Source organism: Cobetia sp. Ld8 (assembly GCF_045066615.1).
Classification (GTDB): domain Bacteria; phylum Pseudomonadota; class Gammaproteobacteria; order Pseudomonadales; family Halomonadaceae; genus Cobetia; species Cobetia amphilecti.
In genome coordinates this window covers 344,253-367,918 of the sequence record NZ_JBISHF010000008.1, presented here as the reverse complement: position 1 = coordinate 367,918, position 23,666 = coordinate 344,253, and the positions used below count along the sequence as shown (strand labels likewise).

The following is a 23,666-nucleotide window of genomic DNA, read 5'->3' as shown; positions in this document are numbered from 1 at the left end:
CTCGAAACGACAACGCCACCCCTGCCTTGCGGCAGCGGGTGGCGTTGTCGTTTGTGCAGGGCTGGTCTTTCAGGGCTGGTTTTTGGACTGGGACTCGCTTGTCTGTGGCTCGCTCGTCTGTGGCTTGCTTACCGATGACGAGCCTGTGTCGGATGGCTCAGCGGGTGCGTCCGAGGGCGCTGTGGCGGGCGGGGATGAGGGCTCGACAGGGGGCGCTGTCGGCGTCTCAGGCGTCTCGCCGTCGGGGCTAGCCGGCTCAAGCGGCGCGGCGAGCAAGGACTTGGCCTCATCGCTGTGCGACCACTGGACCAGGCTGTCGATGGCCGCGAACAGGGCATCGACATCCTCTTCCAGCTGCGACAGGCCGCTGACGCGGATGCGGGTCTCCAGTGCCTCCACCAGCAGCGCCAGACGTGGCACGCCACAGTAGCGGCAGGCGCCGTTGAGGTAATGCACGCCATCGAGCATTGCCTCGTTGTCACGCGCCTGCCAGGCGCGACGGATCCTGGCCTCGCTCTCCGGCAGGCTCTCGATCAGCAGCCCCAGCATCTCCAGAGCCAGGGCCTCGCGGCCACCGGCCATCTCTACCCCCAGCGCCATGTCGACCACCGGCAGGTCGGCGTCATGCTCCAGGCTGAGCTGACTCTTCGCGGCAGAGCGGGGCAGTGGCGTTGCCGGCGACGAGGACTCGGCCTGGCTGGCAGCGTCTTTCACTCCCGGCGGCAAGGCAGACGCCGCCTGGCTGCGAGCAGGGCTGCGCGGTTGGTTGCGTTCTGGACTGCGCGATTGGCTGCGGGCAGGGCTGCGCGTTTGGCTAGATGACCGCGCGGCCTGCGGCGGCGGGTTCAGTGAAATGCCCAGATGACGGCTGAGCAGGTTGGCCAGCAGGCCCTCGTCGATGGGCTTGATCAGGTAATCATCCATGCCTTCCGCCAGCAGCTCTCGCCGTTCATGCGCCAGTGCATGGGCGGTGAGGGCGATCACCGGCAGGTGGCGGTTGCCCTCGCGATGCTGATGACGCAGCGCCTTGGTGGCTTCCAGCCCGTTCATGCCCGGCATCTGGATATCCATCAGGACGGCATCCACGACCTGCTCCTGAGCCAAGGCCAGCGCCTCTTCGCCACTCTGGGCGGCCAGGGTGTCCAGCCCCATGTCGGTCAACAGCTCCTCGGCCAACAGGCGGTTGGAGGGGTTGTCGTCGACCACCATCACGCACTTGCGAGGCTGCGCAGGCGTTTCCTGACTCGCAGGCTGGGCGGTGAGCTCAGGCCGCGGGCCGGCCGGTGGCGTCTTGGCAGGCGTGGTGCTCGCGGCAGGGGTGCTGGCTGGCTTGGCGCTCGCATCAGGCGTGGCGGTCGGCTTGGCGGCTGGCGCCGTGCTTGCGTCCTGCTCGCGTGTGGCCGGCTCGAACGAGGTGAAGGAGGCGCTGCGCGGCGCCTGAGTCGGGTCGCGGTGAGGTGAGTGCAGCAGATTGGCCAGCTTGTGGCGCATCTGCAGGCGCGTGACCGGCTTGCTGACCACTTCGTCGATGCCGTACTGCTGCAGGTTCTCGGCGTCGGCGGGCAGAGGTGCGTTCAGCAGGCCCAGCACGCGACACGGCAGATGCTTGAGGCGTGCACCCCATTCATCCAGCCGCTTGAGGTCACGGCTCTCCAGCGCGACCACCACCAGGTCCGGCTGCTCTTCGATGCCGACCAGCGTCAGCGACCAGCGGGTCAGCAGGTAACTCAGGGCGCGACGGGTGGCCGAGTGCGGCTCGATCAGGCAGATGCGTTGATGATCGAACACGACTTCGCGCGGGCGCTCCTCGATGCTGCTCACCGCCACCGGCACGCTGAACAGGAAGGTGGAGCCGTGGCCGGGCAGGCTGTCGACCTGGATCTCGCCGCCCATCTGCTCGACCAGTCGCTTGGAGATCATCAGCCCAAGGCCGGTGCCGCCGAACTGACGGGCCCGTGACGGGTCTCCCTGCGAGAAGGCCTGGAACAGACGATTGCGCTGGGCGCTGTCCATGCCGATGCCGGTGTCTGCCACCGCGATCTTGAGGCGGGTGTTGCTGCCGGAGAGGTCATCCACCATCACGCGCACGATGACTTCGCCGCGCTCGGTGAACTTGACGGCATTGGCGACCAGATTCGTCACCACCTGCTTGATGCGCAGCGGGTCGCCCTCGAAGCGCTGCGGCACGTCGTCATAGACAAGCCCGAGTAGATGCAGATGCTTGCGATGGGCCTCCGGGGCATGCATGGCGAGCACTTCCTCGATCAGCGGCTCGATGTCCATCTGCACCTTCTCGAGCTCGAGCTTGCCGGCTTCGATCTTGGAGAAGTCGAGAATGTCATTGATCAATGACATCAGGCTCGAGGATGCATTCTGCATGTGGCCCAGCCAGTCGCGCTGGCGGTTGTCCAGATCGCTGCGCCCCAGCAGGTTGCTGAAGCCGATGATGCCGTTGAGCGGCGTGCGGATCTCATGGCTCATGTTGGCCAGGAATTCCGACTTGATGCGGTTGGCTTCCAGCGCCTTGCGGCGCGCCATGTCGAGCTCGATGTTCTTGATCTCGACGGTTTCCATCGACTCGTGCAGGTCCTGGGTGGTCTGTTCGATCTGGTCCTGCATGTCCTCGCGGGCGCGCTTGAGCTGCTCGACGCTGCGGTTGTAATTCTCGGCCAGCTCGCTGAGGTCGTCATTGCCTGCCACCGGCAGCTGGCGGTGTGTCTCGCCGCGCGCCAGACAGGTCAGGGCCTCGCCCAGTTCATGCAGCGGCTGCAGCATGCGGCGCGAGCCATGGAAGGCCAGCAGCAGCAGCGCCAGCCCGAAGACCAGATTGGCCAGCCCGTAGCCGACCAGCAGCTGGTAGCGATGCAGCACCAGGCGGGTGTCGGAGGCCTCCAGCACCAGCCATGACATCTGCTCGCCGCGTTGCGTCTCGCGCCACGGGTCGATGACCGGCATCACCATCACCAGCGAGTCCGGGTCCGAGGGGTAGGCCTGACTCTCGATCAGCGTGCTGGTTTCCGGGCGCTGGCTGGGGCCGAGATGCAACAGGGCGCCGCCGTTGGCGGTGCGCAGCGTCAGGGCGCGCACGTCGCGCTGGTCGATCAGCATCTGGGCCTGCTCGTGCAGGCGCTGGTCGTCAGCGGCGAGGGCGGCGTTGGCCATGCCCGGCATGATGGCCTGCATGCTGGCCTGCAGGCGCTCCATCATGGCCAGGCGCTCACCGCTGATCTCGCGGTCCACCGCATACAGGCTGAACATCAGGCTGGTGGCGAGGGGCAGCAGCAAGAGGGCAAGCTGGAATCGGGTACGAAGCAGCATGGCAATCCATCGTCAAAGGGCGAACGAGCATCAGCGGCAAGCATACCTCGCGCTCTTGAGCGAAGCGATGGCGAGCGCCCTGACAGGGCTGGGCGGGAGCGATATACTGCGCGCATCATCTACACCCCGACGTGGCCCCCCGTTCGTCCTTGGTCCCGATGCCAGCGCCTGACCGCTGTCATTCGGCTGTCCGGGCGCGGCGTCTCTGGAGTCTGCCTCTCATGTCTCATCTCAGCGAAACCCCCGGTGACGCCATCCCTGGCGCGTCCGATTATCCCAGTCTTGCAGATGTCGTCGGCAACACGCCGCTGGTGCGCCTGACGCGCATCACCGCGGGCCGCAACAATGTGCTGCTGGCCAAGCTGGAGGGTCACAACCCCGCGGGTTCGGTCAAGGATCGTCCGGCGCTTTCCATGTTCCAGGAGGCGGAAGCGCGCGGCGAGATCTCTCCCGGCGATACCCTGATCGAAGCGACCTCCGGCAATACCGGCATCGCGCTGGCCATGACGGCAGCCATCAAGGGCTACCGCATGGTGCTGGTGATGCCGGCCAGTGCCTCCAGCGAGCGCAAGCAGGCGATGGGTGCCTACGGGGCCACGCTGATCGAAGCCGATGGCATGGAGCACGCGCGGGACCTGGCCGAGGCGATGATCGCGCGTGGCGAGGGCAAGGCGCTGGATCAGTTCGCCAATCAGGACAATCCGCTGTCGCATTACCGCACCACCGGGCCGGAGCTCTGGCAGCAGACCCACGGACGCATCACGCACTTCGTGTCCTCGATGGGCACCACCGGCACCATCATGGGCACCTCGCGCTATCTGAAGGAGCAGAATCCGGCCATCGAGATCGTCGGTCTGCAACCTGCCGAAGGCGCCAGCATCGCGGGTATCCGCCGCTGGCCTGCTGAATATCTGCCGCGGATCTTCGATGCGTCACGCATCGACCGCACGCTGGATATCGGCCAGCACGAAGCCGAAGTCTGCATGCGCCGTCTGGCGCGCGAAGAAGGCATTCTGGCCGGTGTCTCCTCCGGCGGTGCGCTGGCGGGTGCGCTCAAGCTCGCCGAGCAGGTCGAGAATGCGGTCATCGTGTTCATCGTCTGTGATCGGGGAGACCGCTATCTCTCGACAGGCCTCTATACCCAGGACGACGACATGACTCAGCAGGACACGCCCCACAATGAAGCCGTCGCAGGGGAGCGTTCCTGATGGCGCTGCTCGGACAGAAGCGACCGGCGCGCAAGCCGACCCGTCGCGAGAAGGAAGTGGCCAGCCGTGGCACCCGCAATGCCAGCGACGCCGACAGCCAGTGGCTGACGGTCGACCGCCTGGCCCATGACGGGCGCGGCATCGCCCATGACGAGAGCGGCAAGACCCAGTTCATCGATCAGGCCTTGCCCGGCGAGCGCGTGACGCTGGCCATCCACCGCACCCACAAGCGCTTCAATGAGGCGCATGTGCGTGCACGTGACAACGCGGCTGACAGTCGCGTGACGCCGCCCTGTGCCTATTTCGGCAGCTGTGGCGGCTGTGATCTGCAGCATATGGCGCTGGATGCCCAACGCACTCATAAGGTGCAGGTGCTGGGCGAACATGCGACACGCAATGGCGTGACGCTGCCCGAGATTCAGCCGCTGGGCGATGATGAAAGCCGTTATCGCCGTCGCGCGCGTATCGGCGTACGCGTGACCGATGCCGGTGAGTTGCAGTTCGGCTTCCGGGGACGCGGCAGCAACCAGCTGGTCGATATCACCACCTGCAGCGTGCTGGTGCCGGAGCTGGACCGCCTGCTCGCGCCGCTGCGTGAGCTGATCGAAAGCCTCGAGGCACCCAAGCGTCTGGGCCATCTGGAGCTGACCGCTGCCGAAGGCCAGGTCATCGTGGTGGTGCGCCAGCTCAAGGCGGTGCCGCGTGATGCGCAGCGCTGGCAGGCCTTCGCCGAGCAGCATGGCCTGGTGGTCGGCTGGCGGGTCGGACGTGATCCGGTGGTGCTGGAGTGGCTGTCGGGCACGCCGAACGCCGCGTATTCGCTGAATATCGGCGCAACGACGCTGCGTCTTGCCTTCTCGCCGGGCGACTTCGTGCAGGTCAATGCGGCGCTCAATCAGCGCCTGATCGACACCGCCTTCGAATGGCTGGGCGACGTCAGTGGCCTCAAGGTGATGGACCTCTACGCCGGTGTCGGCAACCTGACCCTGGCGGCTGCCGCGGCCGGCGCCAGTGAGGTGACGGGCATCGAGGGCAGTCAGGGCATGGTCGATCAGCTGATGGTCAATGCCGAAGCCAACGGACTGGCTCAGGTGAGTGCACGTCGAGCGGACCTGAGCAAGGCCCTGCCGTCACTCGAGGGTATCGACCTTCTGGTACTAGACCCGCCGCGTGATGGCGCTCAGCCTCTCTGCGAGGAGCTGGCACGTGATCTGCATGCTGGGAGGGTCAGCCGAGTGCCGCAGCGTGTGCTGTACATCGCCTGTGACCCGACCACGTTGATGCGTGATGCACGGCTGTTGCAGGACGCCGGTTATCGCGTCACGCGTGCCCTGATGGCGGACATGTTCGTTCACACGGCACATCTGGAGTCGATGTTGCTGCTGGAGCGGGCGGAAGACTGAGGCGGTGCCCTCGGGCACTGTCATCAAGATGGCAAGATATTCAAGGACATAGGGTCATGGTCAAGGTGCGCGAAGATCAGCCGCTGACCGATAGCGGTGGTGTGGACATCCCGGTGTGGGTCGCGCGACTGCGCGAGGAAGTCCCGTCGGTGAATGCCGAGGTCATGGTGCAGGCCTGTGAAGTGGCGCTCAAGGTGGCGCGCGAGGCGGACGCCCGCGGTGACAAGCCGTGGCGCGAGCCGCTGCGCAGTTTCCGTTTCAGTCTCGAGATGGCCGACATCCTGTCGGAACTCAAGCTTGACCAACCGGCGCTGGTCGCGGCCGTGCTCTATCGTGCGGTGCGTGAAGGGCATCTGGGGCTTGAGGCCATCGAGAAGCATTTCGGCAAGGAAGTGGCACGCCTGATCGATGGCGTGCTCAACATGGCCGCCATCAGTCAGCTGCAGGCGCCGAGTCATGGCATGGCGCAGCATGACCAGCAGGACAACCTGCGCAAGATGCTGGTGTCGATGATCGATGACGTGCGCATCGCGCTGATCAAGATCGCCGAACGTACCGTCGCCCTGCGTCACGTCAAGGATGCCCCGCGCGAGAAGCGCATGCGCGTGGCCAGCGAAGTCTTCGATATCTACGGGCCGCTGGCGCACCGCCTGGGCATCGGTCAGCTCAAGTGGGAGCTGGAGGACCTGTCCTTCCGCTACCGCGAGGAGGATGAATACAAGACCATCGCCAAGCAGCTGTCCGAGAAGCGTCTGGAGCGTGAGCACTACATCGCCGACCTGCTGGTCGAGATGCGCACTCTGATGAGCGAGCAGGGCATCAAGCACTTCGATGTCGCGGGCCGTGCCAAGCACATCTATTCCATCTGGCGGAAGATGAAGATCAAGCGCATCGCCTTCTCCCAGGTGTATGACGTGCGCGCGGTACGGATTCTGGTCGGCACCGTCAGCGATTGCTACACGGCGCTGGGGATCGTCCACTCGCGTTGGCACCACGTGCCGCATGAGTTTGATGACTACATCGCCAACCCCAAGAAGAATGGCTACCAGTCACTGCACACTGCGGTGGTGGGGCCGAGCAACAAGGTCATCGAGATCCAGATCCGTACCTTCGACATGCACGAGGAGGCGGAGCTGGGCGTGTGTGCCCACTGGCGTTACAAGGGCCACGATGTCGGCCACAAGAGCCGCAGCTACGAGGACAAGATCGCCTGGTTGCGTCAGGTGCTCGAATGGCAGGACGAAGTCGGCGAGAACGGCGGCCAGGAGGCGATCCGTCAGGGGCTGAGCTCCGATGTCGCGCCGGACCGCATCTACGTCTTCACGCCGGAGGGGCATGTCATCGACCTGCCCAAGATCGCCACGCCGATCGACTTCGCCTACCGCGTGCACACCGAGGTCGGCCATCGCTGCCGGGGTGCCAAGGTCGACGGGCGCATCGTGCCGCTGACCTACAAGCTCAAGACCGGCCAGCAGGTCGAGATCCTGACCGCCACCAAGGGCGGCCCGAGCCGCGACTGGCTCAACCCGAATCTGGGCTATGTGCGCACCTCGCGGGCCCGCGCCAAGATCCAGACCTGGTTCAAGCTGCAGGCACGCGACCAGAACGTCGATGAGGGCAAGGCGCTGCTCGAGAAGGAATTCTCGCGGCTGGCGCTGGAGAATCTCGACCGTGACAAGCTGGCCAACGCCGTCAATTACCCGACGCGTGATGACATGTACGCCGCCATCGGTGCGGGCGATCTGCGCGTCGGCCAGGTGCTGCACCAGGCCCAGCAGCTGTTCGGCGATACCGATGATCAGGAGCAGCTCGAGCGTCTGCTGCGCCAGCGCAAGCCGCAGGGCAAGGAAAAGCCCGACGCCGTCATGGTGCTGGGGGTCGGCAATCTGAAGACCACCATGGCCAACTGCTGTCACCCGGTGCCGGGCGATCAGATCGCCGGTTTCATCACCCAGGGGCGCGGCGTGACCGTGCACCGTCAGGACTGCCCGAACCTGATCCAGCTGCGCTCGGACGAGCCGCGTCGCATCGTCGATGTCGACTGGGGTCAGCGCTCGCGCAATCAGTATCCGGTCGATATCGAGATCCAGGCCTGGGACCGCTCCGGTCTGCTGCGTGATGTCACCAACGTGCTGAGCGGCGACAAGGTCAATGTGCTGTCGGTGAACACGCGCACCGATCAGCTCGACAACATCGCCACGCTCAAGATCACGCTGGAAGTCGAGAATCTCGACGTGCTGGGGCGCGTGTTCGCCCGCATCCAGCAGCTGCCCAACATCATCGACGTCAAGCGCCTGCGGGTCGGGGGCGACAAGGCATGAGTCGCCGATTCGATGCCAGTGTCGATGTCGATGCAGGCAGGCAAGCTGATGCGCGCTACACCCTCGATGACCTGCTGACCCTGATGGCCGTGCTGCGTGACCCGCAGTACGGCTGCCCCTGGGACAGCCGCCAGGATTACGCGAGTCTGGTGCCGCACACCCTGGAGGAGGCCTATGAGGTCGCCGATGTCATCGAGCGCGCCGCGGCCGATGCCAGTGTGCTCGAGGAGCTGCCGGCGGAACTGGGTGACCTGCTGTTTCAGGGCGTCTTCTACGCCCAGATCGCCAGCGAGCAGCAACACTTCGATTTCCACGACGTGATCCATGTGCTGACCGAGAAGATGCTGCACCGCCATCCACATGTCTTCCCGGATGGCACCCTCGCGTCGCGCCGTGAGGGCATCGCCACTCATGAGGTCGACGAAGGCTCGCTCAACGCCCAGTGGGAGTCGCTCAAGCAGCAGGAGTCCGCTGATGCGCCTGCCAGTCAGGCTGCCGGCGACAGCGTACTGGATGGCGTGCCACTTGGCCTGCCAGCGCTGACGCGGGCGGCCAAGCTCTCGAAGAAGGCCGCGCGTTCGGGCTTTGACTGGCCGGACACGAGTGGCGTGCTGGCCAAGATTCGTGAGGAGCTCGGCGAAGTCGAGGAAGCTCTGGCCGAGGGTGATACGGCCCATGCGCGCGAGGAGGTCGGTGACCTGCTGTTCGCGGTGGTCAATCTCGCGCGCACCCTCAAGGCGGACCCGGAGCAGATGCTGCGCGCTACCAATGCGCGCTTCGAATCACGCTTCCGCCATGTGGAAGCCGCGATCGTAGGGCAAGGGCGCACGCTGGATGAGGCCTCGCTTGCCGAGATGGATGCGCACTGGGATGAGGCCAAGCGCCGGGAGCGTGCGGCTGAGCAGGCGCGACAGGGCGAGGGTGCGACGTCAGCAGCACGTCCGGTGACGCCGCTGGTTCGATGAGGGAGCGTCGTCGCAGCGTATTGGGAAAAGGGCATTTGGAAAAATGTAGTAAGTTTACGCGATAGTCGGATTGTGGAGCCAAGGCCCGCGGTCGTATGCTGAGGGGAAGCGATCAGGACGCGAGTCTTGTCCTGCTTTCCGGTCTGCTGCGCCGCGGGTCTTTCCGTTTCGCGCCAGTGTCTTCACCAGCGCCAGACCGGTGTCTTCCCTCAGCCGGTTGTCATCAGGTGTCTTTGCGCAATGAGGGAATCTGTTGTCAGCTATCTGACTGTGTGCCCCTGGTGACAGGGGAAGATGACCGCGGCAGCACCGTCACTCCCAAGGAGGGTTTCATGAGTCACGACTTGCATGAATCGTTGCGCGATAACGTGCGTATTCTCGGTGACAACCTCGGCCAGACCATCGCGGCCGACCTCGGCGATGACTTCGTCGCACGCATCGAGCGCATCCGCGCCCTGGCCAAACAGGGCCAGCAGGGCGATCAGGCCGCCCGTCATGAGCTGATCGACTATCTGCGTGATCTGCCGGATGGTGATCTGCTGCCGGTCACCCGGGCGTTCAACCAGTTCCTGAATCTTTCCAACATCGCCGAGCAGCACTACCGTGGCCGCTTCAAGCGCGTCGAGGATTATCGTCCCGGCAGCCAGCCGGACCTCGGCGAGCTGATCACGCGCATTCGCGAGCGTGGTTTCAGCGCGCAGAAGATCGTCGAGGAGCTCTCGGCGATGCGTGTCGAGCTGGTGCTGACGGCGCACCCGACGGAAGTCATCCGCCGCACCCTGATCCAGAAATACGATGCCATCGAGGGCTGTCTGACCCAGATGGAAGGTGCCTGTGATCGCCCGGAACAGGCGACCCTCGCGCGTGCACGCCTGACCGAGCTGATCAGCCAGGCCTGGCACACCGACGAGATTCGCCACGAGCGTCCGACGCCGGTGGATGAGGCCAAGTGGGGCTTTGCCACCATCGAGAACTCGCTGTGGCAAGCGGTGCCGGACTTCCACCGTCAGCTTGACGAGATGACGCTGGACGCCGCCGGTGAGCGCCTGCCGCTGGACGCCGCACCGATCTGCTTCGCCTCCTGGATGGGCGGTGACCGCGACGGCAACCCCAATGTCACCGCCAGCGTGACGCGGACCGTGCTGCTGCTGGGACGCTGGATGGCGGCGGACCTCTACCTTCGCGACCTCGAACAGCTCAAGTCGGAGCTGTCGATGTGGAAGTGCACGGCCGCCCTGCGTGCCGAGGCCGGCGATGTGGCCGAACCCTATCGCGAGATCCTGCGCCGCCTGATCCTGCGCATGGAAAGCACGCGTGACTGGGCCAAGGCGGGCCTGGACGGCAAGCGCCACGAAGGCGTCGATATCATCGAGACCCGCGAGCAGCTGTATACGCCGCTGCTGGCCTGCTATCGCTCGCTGTGCGATGTGGGGCTGGACACCATCGCCAACGGCGCACTGCTCGACACCCTGCGCCGCGTGGCCTGCTTCGGTGTCACCCTGACCAAGCTCGATATCCGTCAGGAAAGCACGCGCCACGCGCAGGTCTTCGATGAACTGAGTCAGACGCTGGGGCTGGGCAGCTATTTCGAGTGGGATGAGCAGCAGCGCTGTGACTTTCTCACCAAGGAGTTGGCTGGCCGTCGCCCGCTGATCCCGCGCCATTGGGAATGCTCCACCGACACGCGCGAGGTGCTGGATACCTTCAAGGTCATCGCGCGCGAGCATCGCGAGGCGCTGGGCACCTACATCATCTCGATGGCCGGTCAGGCCTCCGATGTGCTGGCGGTGGCACTGTTGATGAAGGAGATCGGCGGTGATGTGCGTCTGCCGATCGCGCCGCTGTTCGAGACGCTGGATGATCTGGACCGCTCAGGCCCGGTCATCGACACGCTGCTGGGCATGCCGATCTATCGCGAGCAGGCCGGTGATCGTCAGGAAGTGATGATCGGTTACTCCGACTCCGCCAAGGACGCCGGTCAGCTGGCGGCCGCCTGGGCACAGTACCGCGCTCAGGAAACGCTGGTGGAAGTCACCAAGCGCCACGGCGTCGAACTGACCCTGTTCCACGGCCGTGGTGGTACGGTCGGTCGTGGTGGCGGCCCGGCGCATGCGGCGATCCTGTCCCAGCCGCCGGGCTCGGTGACCGGCTCGCTGCGTGTCACTGAGCAGGGCGAGATGATTCGCTTCAAGTTCGGTCTGCCGGACATCGCCAGCCGCTCGATGGAGATCTATGTCTGCGCGGTGCTGGAAGCCAGCATGCTGCCGCCACCGGCGCCCAAGCAGCAATGGCGTGACGAGATGGACCGCCTGGCCGGTATCGCGCACAAGGCCTATGTCGGCGTGGTGCGTGAAGACCCGAACTTCGTGCCGTACTTCCGCTCGGTAACGCCGGAAACCGCACTGGCACGCCTGCCGCTGGGCTCACGCCCCGCCAAGCGTCGTCAGGATGGTGGCGTCGAGACGTTGCGTGCGATCCCGTGGATCTTCGCCTGGACCCAGATTCGCCTGATGCTGCCCGCCTGGCTGGGCAGTGGCGAGGCCTTCGCCACGCGCATGCAGGAAGAGGGCGGCCTGGAAGTGCTGCGCGAGATGATGAACGACTGGCCGTTCTTCTCCACCTACGTCGACATGCTGGAGATGCTGCTCTCCAAGGCCGATCTCTCGACGGCGGCCTACTACGAGCAGCGTCTGGTCGATGAGCCGGCCCTGAAGGCGCTGGGGCAATCGCTGCGAGATCGTCTCGAGCGTCTGGAGAAGGTGGTGCTGGAGATCCGCGATCAACAGGCACTGCTTGAGCATATGCCGTTGATCCGTCAGGCCATCGATGTGCGCAACCCCTACATCGACCCGCTGCATGGTCTGCAGGCCGAGTTGCTGCAGCGTAACCGCGACGCCGATGGTGCTATCTCCGCCGAGCTGTCACGCGCGCTGATGGTGACCATGGCCGGTATCTCCGCCGGTCTGCGCAACACCGGCTGATTCGGTTGATCCGGTGAACCAGCTGGCCCTGTTGATTTGCGCCTTGGTGTGAAGGATTAGCCAAGGCCTATCAGCGAAACTAGAAAGCCCCCGTCAGGCATGCCTGGCGGGGGCTTTCTGTTATCTATCGGTCAACGCTGAAGGCTGGTTTGCGCCCTGATCAGCGACCAGAATTCAGCGCTCAGTGGCTAGAGCTCAGCGCTCAGCGATAAGAGTTCAGCGACACGCGGGGCTGCCAGGACTCACAGCAGGCCGCTGGCGCGCTCGCCTACCAAGGGCATCAGAAAGCGTTCCCGCTGCCAGTCTTCGTCCTGATCGAGCGCCACGAGATGCAGCAATTTGGTGAAGGCCGCTTCCAGCGTCATGTCATCGCCTGACAGCACGCCGACGGTGGCCAGGCCTGCGCCGGCCGCATAGTGACCGATGGTGACCGGCCCGTGCGGACATTGGCTGATACCGGCCAGCAGCTTGCCTTCGCCACGCGCATCGGCCAATACCCCCAAAAGCTCGCCGTCTTCCGGCAGATTGCCGCTGCCCCACAGCTCCAGCACGGCGCCCTTGACCTCGGGGCGCATCAACTGCACACGCACGCTCTCGGCGCTGATGCCGGGGTAGAGCGGCAGGCGAATGATGCTGTCCTTGCCGAGGCGGGCATAGTCGGGCAGCTCGAAGGCGGGGCCTTGATCATCCATCAGGCGGCCGGGGTAGAGCACGACGCGGTCATCGACCCATTCGCCCAGCAGCGGCGCATTGGGCGTGGTGAAGCCGCGGTGGTCCTGGGTGTACCACTTGCGGGTGCACACGCCACGCAGCAGCTGCCCGCCGAAGGCGACCACGACTTCATTGAGGGTCGGCTGGGCGGCGGCGGTGAGTGCCAGTTCGACATTGCCCAGCGCGTCACTGTGCTCGGCTTCCAGCGGCAACTGTGCGCCACTGACGATCACCGGGCGCGCGGTGCCCTTGAGCTGGAAGGCGAGGCTGGAGGCCGTCCAGGCCAGGGTGTCGGTGCCCTGCAGGACGACGAAGCCATCGAAGCTGTCGTAGGCGTCCGCGATCTGGCTGGCGATGGTGTGCCAGTCCGCCGGTGTCGCGGAGGAGGAGTCGATCAGCTGTGGAAACTCGCGCAGGGTGAAGGCGGGCAGACGGCCACGACGGCTGGGGGGCAGTTGTTCCAGTGCTGCGCGCAGACGTGTATCGAAGTCACCGGCAGGTACCAGTCCTTGTTCACTTTCCACCATGCCCAGGGTTCCGCCGGTATACAGCACCAGGATGTGTGTCTCGGGAGTCATCGTGTCCACCTGCCAGAAATGGGAAAGCCGGCATTGTAACGCATGCCGGCTTGCAGGGGAGCTGTCGGAGTCGGGCGTTCAGCCGCGACGCGATGGGGGCGCTCAGCTGATATTGCCACCGCCGATGCGTGCATCCTTCTGATGGGACATGGCGCTGACGCACATCACCCGTACGCCTTCGAGCATGCTTTCAAGACTCATGGTCGGCAGGCGGCCATCGACACTCTGCTCGGGCAGCGCCGGGATATGCACGAAGCCGGAGCGGATGGGGCTATCCGCCAGATGACGCTGCACCCCATAGAACAGGTGGTTGCAGACGAAGGTGCCTGCCGTGTAGGAGACGCTGGCGGGAAGGCCCGCCGCCTGGAGGTCGTTGACCATCGCCTTGATCGGCAAGGTGGTGAAACAGCCATCCGGGCCGTCGGCCTCGATGGGCTCATCCACCGGCTGGTGGCCGCCGTTGTCCTTGATGCGATAGTCATCCAGGTTGATGGCGACACGCTCCGGCGTGATGGCGCTGCGACCGCTGGCCTGGCCGAGCATGATCACGGTGTCAGGGGCGTGCTCGCCGATGGCCTTGATGACGCTGTCAATCGCGGCGTAGCGTGTCACCGGCACCCGGCAGGTGATGATCTCGAAGCGCTCATCGGGCTGGTCGTGCATGGCCAGTGTCTGACCGTCCAGTTGTTCGATGATCTTGAGGGCGGGATTGACGCTATCCGTGCCGAAGGGCTCGAAGCCGCAGAGTAGCAGACGACGCATGATGACATTCCTTGGCTGGCATCGATCACCGCGGGTCACGGCTGGCGGTGATCGATGCGCGGGTGAGAGTGGGAGATCAGAAGGCCAGCAGCAGCATCAGGCTGATATTGGCGGCCAGCATGACCAGCGCAGGCAGTATCTGTGCGCGAATGATGTGGTAGCGGTCATCCAGTTCCAGCAGAGCGGCCGGCACGATGTTGAAGTTGGCGGCCATCGGCGTCATCAGCGTGCCGCAGTAGCCGGACAGCATGCCCAGCACGCCGACGATGGCCGGGTTGCCGCCATGCAGCGCGATGACCAGCGGATAGCCGATTCCGGAGGTGATGACCGCAAAGGCCGCGAAGCCGTTGCCCATCAGCATGGTGAACACGGCCATGCCGACGCAGTAGGCAATCACGCAGGCGATCAGGCTGGTATCCGGCACCACGCTCGAGACCAGCCCGGCGATGGTCTGGCCGACGCCGGCCTGATCGAACAGCAGGCCAAGGGCGGCCAGGAATTGCGGCAGGATGGCGGCCCAGCCGATGGCATCGGCCAGGCGGCGACCTTCCTGCATGCCGGTCGCCGGGCTCTCGCGCAGCAGCAGCAGTGCCACGGCAAAGGCCAGTACCGTCGCGACGCCAAGGCCGACCAGCGCACTCTGACCTGTCGTGAGGGTGTAAAGGAAGGTGCCGACCGGAATCACCAGCGCGGGGATGAACAGGCGCGACCCCAGACGCTTGCGGCGCGCCTGACGCGCCTCATCGCTCAACTGGCCGTAGTTGCCGAACCCGAGCTGGCCGGTGGCGGCCAGCAGCGCCAGCGCCAGCATGGCAAGTCCGACCACGACATCGGGCAGCCACTGGCCAAATGCCAGGCTGATGCCGAAGATCATCCAGAAGGCAGTGGTGCCGAGTCTGCGCGGATGATCACGATCGGTGAGCGTCAAGACGGCAAAGGCCATGATGGCGAAGCCGGTAATCAGGTAGAGAGCGTCGATACCGTTCATGAGTGGCTCTCCGTCGCAGAAGTGGTGAAGGTGTCCTTGCCTGGTGTCGCGTTGGTCTGGCCGGAGGGCTGGGGGTATTCCTCGCGCAGCAGCTGATGTTCACGGCGAATGCGTGCGTCCAGCCGGCGGCAGAGCACGAAGACCACCACCAGTGACACCAGCGCGGTGGGAATGGCATACATTGCCATGTCGGCCAGGCTGACGCTGGCGCCACTCTTGTCGAGCACGCTCTTGATCAGCAACAACCCGCCGGAAGCCACGAAGATCAGCTGGCTGAAGAAGTTGCCGAAGTTCTCGCTGACGGCATTCAGAACGCGGATGCGTTGGCTCAGGGCCTTGAAGCATGGCGAGCTCAGCGCCTCTTCGGGGAGATCACGTTCGGCGGCGCCGACTGACATCGGGGCGACCAGCGGCCGGATCATCGCCGGGTGGCCACCGAGCTGCAGGCCGAAGGCATTGGTCGCCTTGCGCAGCACCAGGTAGCTGAAGGAGATGCGCCCGGCGCTGGCAGCCCGCAGTTTCTGGACCAGATGTTCGGCCTGGTCGCGCAGTCCATTGCGCTCGAGCAATCCGATCACCGGCAGGGTGATGATGAACAGCGAGACGGCGCGGTTGTCGGTAAAGGCCTGACCGAGCGCGGCGAGAATTTCAGTGGGTGACATGCCGGCCACCAGGCCGGAGGAGAAACCTGCCACCAGCACCACCAGCAGCGCATTGAGGCGCAGTGCCAGGCCGATGACGATGATGGCTACGCCGATCAATGACAGCATGAGGTGTCTCCCGAGCAGGGGGAGGACAATCGAATCCTTTCGAAGGACATGAGCATGTGCCTCTGGGTGTGAGATTGTTGTTATGAGGGTCTCGTTGCGAAGCAGGTCGAACATTGCCTGGCTGGTTGACCATGGCCGAGCAGTTCGAACATGGCAGTGCCGTTCGAACATGGCAGGGCGCAATGTTCGTTGCTTTACAACGAGAACTCAGAGGGTAGAGCGACACCAGAGGAATCCAAATGAGACATTCGGAATATATAAATTTCAGCGACAAGTAGTATCGATAAAATCTATCATCCAGACATGGCTGACAGATAATATTGATGCCTTGGTGGGGCCTTGCCTCACCTAATGGGGGGAGAAGGTGTCAGCCGTCGACCACTTCGGTGCTGCCATCCTCGCGCAGGCAGATACGGCGACGCCTGCCGACCTGGAAGCCAAGCATGGCGGCGCTCAGCAGGATCAGCGCGAACAGCGACGCGATCACGCGCAGGTCGGCCGTGATTTCCAGCAGAATGCCGACGGCGAGTGGCCCGAGGGCGGCCAGCATGTAGCCGGTGCCTTGTGCCATGCCGGAGAGGGCGCCCGCCAGACGTGCATCGGAGGTGCGCAGCACCAGCAGCGTCAATGCCATCGAGAAGCTGCCCCCCTGGCCGAAACCGAGCAGCACGGCGAACAGCCAGCGCAGGGACAGTGGCCCGATCATCAGTCCCAGCAGGCCGATGGCGGTACAGGACAGCAGCAGCAGGATGGCGGGGCGCTGGTCGCGCCCCATGCGGCCGATCACGGGGGCCAGCAGGGCGGTGAGCACCTGTGCCATCACCGAGGCGGCCATCAGCCAGCCGGATTCGATATCGCTCAGACCGCGTTGCTGGAGCAGGAAAGGCAGCCAGCCAAAGACGATATAGGCCAGGGAAGACTGGCAGCCCATGAAGAAGGTGACCTGGCGGGCCAGCGGCAGGTGCCACAGGCGGGGGGTGGCCTGCTGTTGGCTGGTCATCTTCTCTGGCCACGGGTGGGGCATGCTCAGGCGCCAGGCGGGAAGCGCGATCACCACAAGCAGCGCCCAGCAGGCCAATGAGGCTTGCCAGCTGTCGAGAAGATTGGCCAGTGGCACGCTGAGTCCCGCGGCCAGCGCCGCACCAAGACACAGCGCCATGGTGTAAACGCCGGTGAACAGGTCGGCTCGCTCAGGATGCTCACGCTTGACGATGGCGGGCAGCAGGGTGCCGGCGACGCCGATGCTGCCACCACATAACAGGGTGCCGAGATACAGCAGCAGCGCCATGTCACTGGCCCGCAACCACAGGGCGATGCCGAGAGTGACCAGGGCAAGGCTGAGGGTGCGCTCTACCCCCAGGCGGCGGGCCAGGCGCGGCGCCAGTGGGGCGAACAGTCCCAGGCAGACGACGGGCAGTGTGGTGAGAAGGCCCGCTGCCAGCGTGCTCAGGCCCAGGTCCTGGGTGATGCGATCCAGCAGGGGCGCCAGGGATGACAGCGCCGGACGCAGGTTCAGAGCGACCAGAATCAGGATGAGCAGGAATAGGGATGCTGGCATTCGGCGCATGAGGAAACCTGAACGAGAGGACAGGTCTGTGAGAATACCGGCATATGCTCAAGCTGTCTTGCCGCGAACCGTTCTTCCTCCAACCGGACCCTGGACAGCAGAACGCTCGGCAGTTGCCGAGCGTTCTGTCTCTATGCGCCTTTCTCGATGGGCCTTTCTCAATTCATCTGTCTCAATGCGCCGCTCCTGTGCCCCTCAGTACTTGGGCTCAAGCTCCAGCTCGCGTGTCGGGCTGTCGATCCTGCGTGCTGCCGCGCGTTGACGCGTCGTGGCGCCGTCGGCATGCACATCGTGGCCGCGGGGAGCGACATTGCGCCATGCGGGCGTCTTCTGCAGGCGCTCGGCATTGGCGCGTGCCGTATTGGAGACTGGCTGGCGACTCGCCTTGGCGCGAATCAGGGTCATGTCCTCAGTGCTCAGCAGCATGCCCTGGGGCGTGCGCTCCAGCACGAGGTGGCCGCGGAAGTGCCAGCAGCGCATGGGGGTATGCGCGACACGATAGCGATGGCCAGCCACCTCCAGCGAGATGGCTTCCTTCGGCTGGCAGCCAAGGGGATGCAGAGTCACTTCCTCCAGCAGCACCAGACGATTGAAGTCGTCCGGCTGAAGCACCTGATTGCCATCATGCATGCGCACCGGAAAGGCATGGTTGTCACGCTGCAGCTCACGCCGCTTGTGACTGACGCTGCCGCTGCCTTCCACGATGCCGGCACCACACACATGCACGAGCTCGCCATCAATCTGTTTGATGACGAGCACCTCGACGTGGCGCTGCTTGAAAAGATGATCACGCAGTGAGCGTAATGGCATGGCTGAAATCCTCATCTACACCATCCGTTGGCTGAGTATATCCGTCAGAGCCCGAGTCATCTCTCTGACCGACAGGCGCTTCCATGCTGCCTGCCAAGTGATATCTCGCGCTGATAGCCACATCATACGCCGTTTGTGAGCATTTTTCCCGAATCAAGCACCAGTCTGGGGATAAACCATCTTGTCAAGACGCGGCTTCATGACGCCTCTGTCAGCCAGATGACTGAGAACACTGCCTACCCTTGTCGGGTCACTCGTACTTGCCCAGCACGGCCCGGCAGATATCAGCGAAATTGCGAGCTTCCGGCGGGTGTTCCAGGTTGAGCCCCAAGGCCTTGCCGACGCGGGAGGCGGCGACCAGACCGCGCACGCTGGGTTTGCCATCGTCGCCCTGCTCGGTCACCAGCAGGTGGGATTCGCCGCTCTGACGTAGTGTCTCGACCAGGTCCCCGACGCGGGCGCGCTTGAGCACGGCGAGAGGAATGCCCTGCAGCTCCGCGCGGGGTATCTGCACCATGTCGGTAGTGACTTCATCGCGCTGAACATTGAAGCGGGTCATGGCACGCATCACGACTCGGCCACCCTGCAGCTCACGCGAAGTCACCACGCCGGTGAAGGTGCCATCATGATCGTGGACCAGCAGCAGACGCACCCCCGCCTGTTTCATGGTCGCCAGTGCCTGACCGATGGAGGCGCTGCCCTGAATGCTGCGACCGGCGGTAACGGCAAAGTCCGTCACCAGCTCACTGGCCGGGCTATCCATAGTGATGTCGCCGATCGGCTGCAAAGGCAGGCGAGCGGAGGTGACATGAGAGAGCGTTTCGACGTCGAGGGTGTGGTAAGCCGACGGTGCAATGGCATTCATGGACTGACTCCTGTAATCAGATGACGAGCATGTTCTGCGTACTATGAGTCAGGCGAGGGCCAGGAGTTTCCTGCACGATGGGTAACCTCAGGTTGCTACTGTCGCAACAGTGGCAGGGGTTTCGGTCTATGAGGTCAATATTCGTCGCTATCTGTGCGAGATGGGAAATGGATAGATTCCATTTAGGAAACAAAGGCTGCGCCCGGAAGGCCGACACTGACATGAGTCAGCAGCCTCCTTGCCCCTGACAGCAATGATGCCCACTGCACGAGGCGGGTGGGCATCATTGAGCCGATTCAGGGAGTTATCCCTTCATCAGGGGCTGGTGTTTACGCTTGGGCGCGTCACACCCACTGCTTGAGGTCGCCGCGTACGGCATCCAGGAAGGTGATGAAGTCCGTCTGGTCATCGGCGTCGCAACGGGCCACCTTGCAGGCCAGCTTCATCTTGGTGCCGGCGACGATTTCGTCATACACCTCGAGCGTGAGTTTCTCGACGCTGGCATCGGAGGGTTCCTGCTCGCCATCCAGCAGGCTGAACGTTGTCATCAGCGTGCCGCGAAGACGCGTTGTGCCGCCTTCCGCGACCACACGACGCACCTTGAGCCAGCCTTCGCGCACCATGATCTCACCCTGCGCATCGCGTTGCTTGTAGATGGTGCGATAGCATGCATTCTCGGAGACGCCCTTGGCGGCCATGCTTTCATAGGCCTTGATCATGCGCGTCGCCATGGTGCCAGCTTCGGCGATCTTGCGGCGGGCAGCACGATGTTCACGTTCCAGGCGATCTTGCTTGGAGAAACGCTGCCACAGGTGGAAGTCGCGTGTCAGAGTGGTCGCGTCCATTACAGTCTCTCTTCTCTAAAAACGGCGGGGAAAAGTGGGTGACGGCTACTGCCATGTCCAGGCGCTGATGGTGTCACGAAGGCGGGCGATTGTCTGCCCGGTTCTTGTCTCTGACGTCGAGGAGGGCCCGAGTGTCAGGTGGTCTGGGTCATGCAGGCTGGCGGCGAGATGTCAGCATTGCCATGCTCAAGAGTACCATTGACTGGTCACGGACTTTTTCCAGCCCGGTCATCATCACGACTGAATCTAGGGCTTAAATCTTCTCTCAACTACTCTGCAAGTCACCCACAAGGCCCACTTTGTGAGAATCTTCGACTGCTGATCCTCGAGATTGCTGATGCTTCACGTTCAGGCTCCTGCTACGTGAGCCACGCGGTTCAGGCGGAATTGCTAGTGTCGAAGAGTACAGCTTGCGGTGCATCGCGGGCCATGTGCCTGGCTGCTCTGCATGCCTTGTAGGGTGCGCAATGAAAGTGGCCGTCACGTTTCATATAGCAGCGTGAGATAGAATAGGCAGGTAAAATTATCAGGTAGCGCGCAGCGGAGGCACACGGGAAGTGCCGTAAATGAGGAAGGAATCATGGCGAAAGCAGATCGCCGTCGCAAAGCGGGAAGTCGGCAGAGTGTCTTGCGCACGGTAAACATGAAGTGGCGGTGGCCAGCTCCGGCGGGGCTGGCTGAGCGGCACCTCGTGCTTTATCAGTTGTTCATGTGGATCTATATCAGTGCGCTCGGCTGTCAGCTGGGCTACTTCGCTCTGCTGGGCCTGCAGCCTTATCCGCAGCCGGTGGTGATCAATGTCATCGGCGTCCTGCTCAACGTCTTGGCCATCATGTTCCACCGCAAGGGGTACATGAATACCGCGTTGCTGTTGCTGGTGGTGCCGGTGTCTGCCAAGGCGGCATGGTGGGAACACCAGTTCGGCGCCGAGGGTGGCTTCGAGTATTTCCATATCGTCGCCATCTTCTTCGTCTGTATCGCGTCCCTGTCACGCATTCAACGGCTACTGTTCAGTGGTGTCCTGCTGCTGTTCTATATCGGTGCCCAATACCTCACCAGCCCGGTCTATATCGTCTCCTATGAGTTCATGTCGTTGGCTAGTGTCGTCAACCTGGTGATTTCCGTCACCTTCATCGCGGTGGTGGCCGTGCAGATCGGGTGGGAGGCTGAGCAGCGCGAGAAGCGCTACCGTCGTGACTTGCGCCATGATCAGCTGACGGGGGCGCTGTCTCGTTTTGCCTTGCTGGAAGAGGGGCCGCGTCTGCTGAGTCGTGGTGGCCTGGGAGTGCTGATGATCGATGTCGATCACTTCAAGGCCATCAACGATACGCAAGGGCATGCGATTGGCGATGAGGTGCTGATAGAGCTGACGCAACGACTGCGTCATCACCTGCGCGGCAGTGATCAGTTGTGCCGCCAGGGGGGAGAAGAGTTCGTGGCCCTGTGCCCGACGGAGGACAGAGAAGGGCTCCAGCACGCAGCCGAGCGCTTGCTGCTCTCGATCAACAGTCGTGCCTTCACGCTGAGCAACGGCCAGCTGCTGCGGGTCACCATCAGTATCGGGGTGGCCCAGGGCGGACCGGCCGCTTGCGCGGAATCACTGCTGCCGGACCTTCTGCAGCGTGCCGATCAGGCCATGTACCGTGCCAAGCGCGAAGGGCGCAATCGGGTAGTCACCGTCTGGGATACGCCCGATCACGGCGCAGCCAGTCTCGATCAGATCGAGCCGTCTGATCACGGCCACAGCCACGACAGGCTGGCCATGCCAGGCATGCCGCCACTGGACGCTCCGGGCGATGGATCAGGCGCAGCGGCCTCGACCCCCAGTCGCTCTGATGTCAGTCACCATGACGATGTGCAGACCGCCGATGAGGTCTATCAGTGGAAGCGCTGACGCAAGGATGATGGCTTTGCCATTTCACCTCATTGGGCGTGATATCCGTGCATGATCCACGCTCTCACCAAGCGGAGAGACAAGTTGATGATGGATTCCTGTGGCAGCGTGTCGCGCCGGCTCTTGCGGGGACTGCTGGTGGCGACGCTGGTCAGTGGTATGCCGCTTGCGGCGGTTCAGGCGGAGGAGTCGCCGAATGCTGCAGAGTCTTCGAGTGACGGGCAGGCGCCCCGGGCGCAAGTGATTGCCGACCCGGCGACACCCTCTCTGCCGCCTGCCGCCAAGGCCAACAACAGCATCTTTCGCTGTATGCAGGCGGGGGTGCCCACCTGGCAGCAGCAGCCTTGTCAGCAGGGCGATACCCCCGTCACGCTGGATGATTCACTGACGGTGGTACCCGCCGCTGACGTGGTAGAGGAAACCTCAGGCGAAGACCCGACCGCACAGCGCCTGGCGCGTGAGAAAGAGCGTGCCCTGGCCGCACGTGAGGAGAGTCAGCGCCAGTACCGCATTCGTTCAGCGCTGGATGATGGCTATCTGGTGCAGGGCATGAGTGAGGCACAGGCCATCTCGTTGCTGGGCAAGCCCAGTGATATCAGCGAGACGATTGCCGATGACACGTCCTGCCGTCTATTGAACTGGTGGGAAGATGTCCGCGTGCAGTTCTGCAACGATGAAGCCGTGTCCATCACGGCCAATCAGCTGGACTGAGTGGCTTGCGGTCAGGGCCATCAAGACAAGGGCCGGTGCGAGCTGAGGCGCTCGCACCGGCCCTGTTCGTCCTGTCCGACTCGTACAGCCCGCGTCAGCGTCAGGGCGATGAGTGGGGTTTTCTGGCCGCAAGCCTGCTTGCCAAGAAATTGCTAATATAAGGCATGATCTAGCGTAGAACCCGGCTTTTCCATGTTCGATGTTGCGAAATGGCGACGACCGGGTGGTGAAGTTGCCACATTACCGAGTTTATCGAACAGTGTTAGATTACTCTCCGAACGCAGCGGCAAGCCCCTCAAGTGTCATCCAGGGGCTTGGCTGACTGGCCGACGAGCCAGGCTGCAACACTATTCGGTGAGGAGAACACGCATGAACAAGTCCATCCTGATTGGCGCGATCGTGGCTGCACTGGGCATTGGCGGTGGAGTGGCGATCGGCAGCTATACGGCCAGCAACTCAGGCCCTGAATATGCCGATATCGTGGCGGTGGATGCCGTGACGGAAACCGTGACCACCCCGCGCGAGGTCTGTCATAACGAGACCGTGACGCATCAGGCGCCCAGCAAGGACACCCACAATGTCGTCGGCACGGCCGTCGGCGCGATCGTCGGCGGTGTGGTGGGCAATCAGTTTGGCGGTGGCAATGGCAAGAAGGTGCTGACAGCCGCGGGCGCCGTGGGTGGCGGTTATGCCGGCAACCAGATCCAGGGTCAGATGAAGAAGGGCGACACCTACACCACGACCGAACAGCGCTGCGAAACGGTGCAGGACGCGTCAGACAAGGTGGTCGGCTACGACGTCAAGGTCGACATGGGTGACGAGACCCGCACCGTGCGTCTCGAGGACAAGCCGGACGTGAAGCGCTTCGAGATCCGTGACGGTGAGCTGGTGCTGCCCCAGCAAGGCTGAGGCCAGCTAGCCGCCAGACAAGAAGACCCCCGACGGATTCCGTCGGGGGTCTTCTTTTTT

General features: G+C 63.7%; 17 protein-coding genes. 8 read left to right on the top strand and 9 right to left on the bottom strand.

Annotation, left to right across the window (positions count from 1 at the left end):
* Positions 1–69: 69 nt before the first annotated feature.
* Entirely contained in the window at positions 70–3,318 is a 3,249-nt protein-coding gene (locus tag ACJJV2_RS12495; protein ID WP_405281320.1) for a response regulator, read from the bottom strand.
* A 221-nt stretch (positions 3,319–3,539) separates the two neighbouring features.
* On the opposite strand from ACJJV2_RS12495, the gene cysM reads away from it, so the two are divergent.
* The 5 genes from cysM (at position 3,540) to ppc (ending at position 12,196) form a co-directional block, all read left to right on the top strand.
* Positions 3,540–4,526: a cysteine synthase CysM gene (gene cysM / locus ACJJV2_RS12490; protein WP_131431465.1), complete on the top strand. Its 987-nt coding sequence runs from the start codon at positions 3,540–3,542 to the stop codon at positions 4,524–4,526.
* Positions 4,526–5,929 carry an RsmD family RNA methyltransferase gene (locus ACJJV2_RS12485; protein WP_043331861.1) on the top strand — a complete coding sequence of 468 codons (1,404 nt, stop codon included), beginning with the start codon at positions 4,526–4,528 and terminating at the stop codon, positions 5,927–5,929. The genes cysM and ACJJV2_RS12485 overlap by 1 nt, the downstream gene beginning before the upstream one ends.
* Positions 5,930–5,985: 56 nt before the next feature.
* Positions 5,986–8,250, top strand: coding sequence for a GTP diphosphokinase (relA, locus tag ACJJV2_RS12480; RefSeq protein WP_043331860.1), 2,265 nt, complete (start codon positions 5,986–5,988; stop codon positions 8,248–8,250).
* Positions 8,247–9,215 (top strand): nucleoside triphosphate pyrophosphohydrolase, encoded by a 969-nt coding sequence (gene mazG / locus ACJJV2_RS12475; protein WP_405281315.1) that lies wholly within the window; start codon positions 8,247–8,249, stop codon positions 9,213–9,215. Before relA ends, mazG begins: the two co-directional genes overlap by 4 nt.
* Positions 9,216–9,547: 332 nt before the next feature.
* Positions 9,548–12,196, top strand: coding sequence for a phosphoenolpyruvate carboxylase (ppc, locus tag ACJJV2_RS12470; protein ID WP_043331859.1), 2,649 nt, complete (start codon positions 9,548–9,550; stop codon positions 12,194–12,196).
* Between the two features lie 242 nt (positions 12,197–12,438).
* On the opposite strand, the gene ACJJV2_RS12465 is transcribed toward ppc, so the two are convergent.
* The 8 genes from ACJJV2_RS12465 to ACJJV2_RS12430 all read right to left on the bottom strand — a co-directional run bounded on the left by ACJJV2_RS12465 (position 12,439) and on the right by ACJJV2_RS12430 (position 20,092).
* Positions 12,439–13,485 (bottom strand): asparaginase, encoded by a 1,047-nt coding sequence (locus ACJJV2_RS12465; protein ID WP_284726304.1) that lies wholly within the window; start codon positions 13,483–13,485, stop codon positions 12,439–12,441.
* 102 nt (positions 13,486–13,587) lie between these two features.
* Positions 13,588–14,247, bottom strand: a complete 660-nt coding sequence (gene pcp / locus ACJJV2_RS12460) for a pyroglutamyl-peptidase I (RefSeq protein ID WP_225347715.1) — start codon at positions 14,245–14,247, stop codon at positions 13,588–13,590.
* Positions 14,248–14,323: 76 nt separating this feature from the next.
* Positions 14,324–15,235 carry a DUF979 domain-containing protein gene (locus tag ACJJV2_RS12455; RefSeq protein ID WP_405281310.1) on the bottom strand — a complete coding sequence of 304 codons (912 nt, stop codon included), beginning with the start codon at positions 15,233–15,235 and terminating at the stop codon, positions 14,324–14,326.
* A complete protein-coding gene (locus ACJJV2_RS12450) occupies positions 15,232–16,005 on the bottom strand; it encodes a DUF969 domain-containing protein (RefSeq protein WP_405281307.1) in 774 nt (257 codons plus the stop codon). Before ACJJV2_RS12450 ends, ACJJV2_RS12455 begins: the two co-directional genes overlap by 4 nt.
* A 367-nt stretch (positions 16,006–16,372) precedes the next feature.
* A complete protein-coding gene (locus ACJJV2_RS12445; RefSeq protein ID WP_054554976.1) occupies positions 16,373–17,563 on the bottom strand; it encodes an MFS transporter in 1,191 nt (396 codons plus the stop codon).
* Positions 17,564–17,767: 204 nt separating this feature from the next.
* On the bottom strand, positions 17,768–18,382 hold the full coding sequence (locus ACJJV2_RS12440) for a hypothetical protein (RefSeq protein ID WP_225347719.1): 615 nt from the start codon (positions 18,380–18,382) through the stop codon (positions 17,768–17,770).
* A 250-nt stretch (positions 18,383–18,632) separates the two neighbouring features.
* A complete protein-coding gene (locus tag ACJJV2_RS12435) occupies positions 18,633–19,247 on the bottom strand; it encodes a CBS domain-containing protein (protein ID WP_166019319.1) in 615 nt (204 codons plus the stop codon).
* 344 nt (positions 19,248–19,591) lie between these two features.
* The gene (locus ACJJV2_RS12430; RefSeq protein WP_405281302.1) at positions 19,592–20,092 is read right to left on the bottom strand and encodes a hypothetical protein; all 501 of its coding nucleotides are present in this window, start codon (positions 20,090–20,092) and stop codon (positions 19,592–19,594) included.
* Positions 20,093–20,801: 709 nt separating this feature from the next.
* Between ACJJV2_RS12430 and ACJJV2_RS12425 the strand changes: the two genes are divergently transcribed.
* From ACJJV2_RS12425 to ACJJV2_RS12415, 3 genes are all read left to right on the top strand, one after another.
* Entirely contained in the window at positions 20,802–21,986 is a 1,185-nt protein-coding gene (locus tag ACJJV2_RS12425; protein ID WP_405281300.1) for a GGDEF domain-containing protein, read from the top strand.
* Positions 21,987–22,073: 87 nt separating this feature from the next.
* Positions 22,074–22,697: a hypothetical protein gene (locus ACJJV2_RS12420; RefSeq protein ID WP_405281297.1), complete on the top strand. Its 624-nt coding sequence runs from the start codon at positions 22,074–22,076 to the stop codon at positions 22,695–22,697.
* 369 nt (positions 22,698–23,066) lie between these two features.
* Positions 23,067–23,606, top strand: coding sequence for a glycine zipper 2TM domain-containing protein (locus ACJJV2_RS12415; RefSeq protein WP_043331847.1), 540 nt, complete (start codon positions 23,067–23,069; stop codon positions 23,604–23,606).
* The last annotated feature ends 60 nt before the right edge of the window (positions 23,607–23,666 follow it).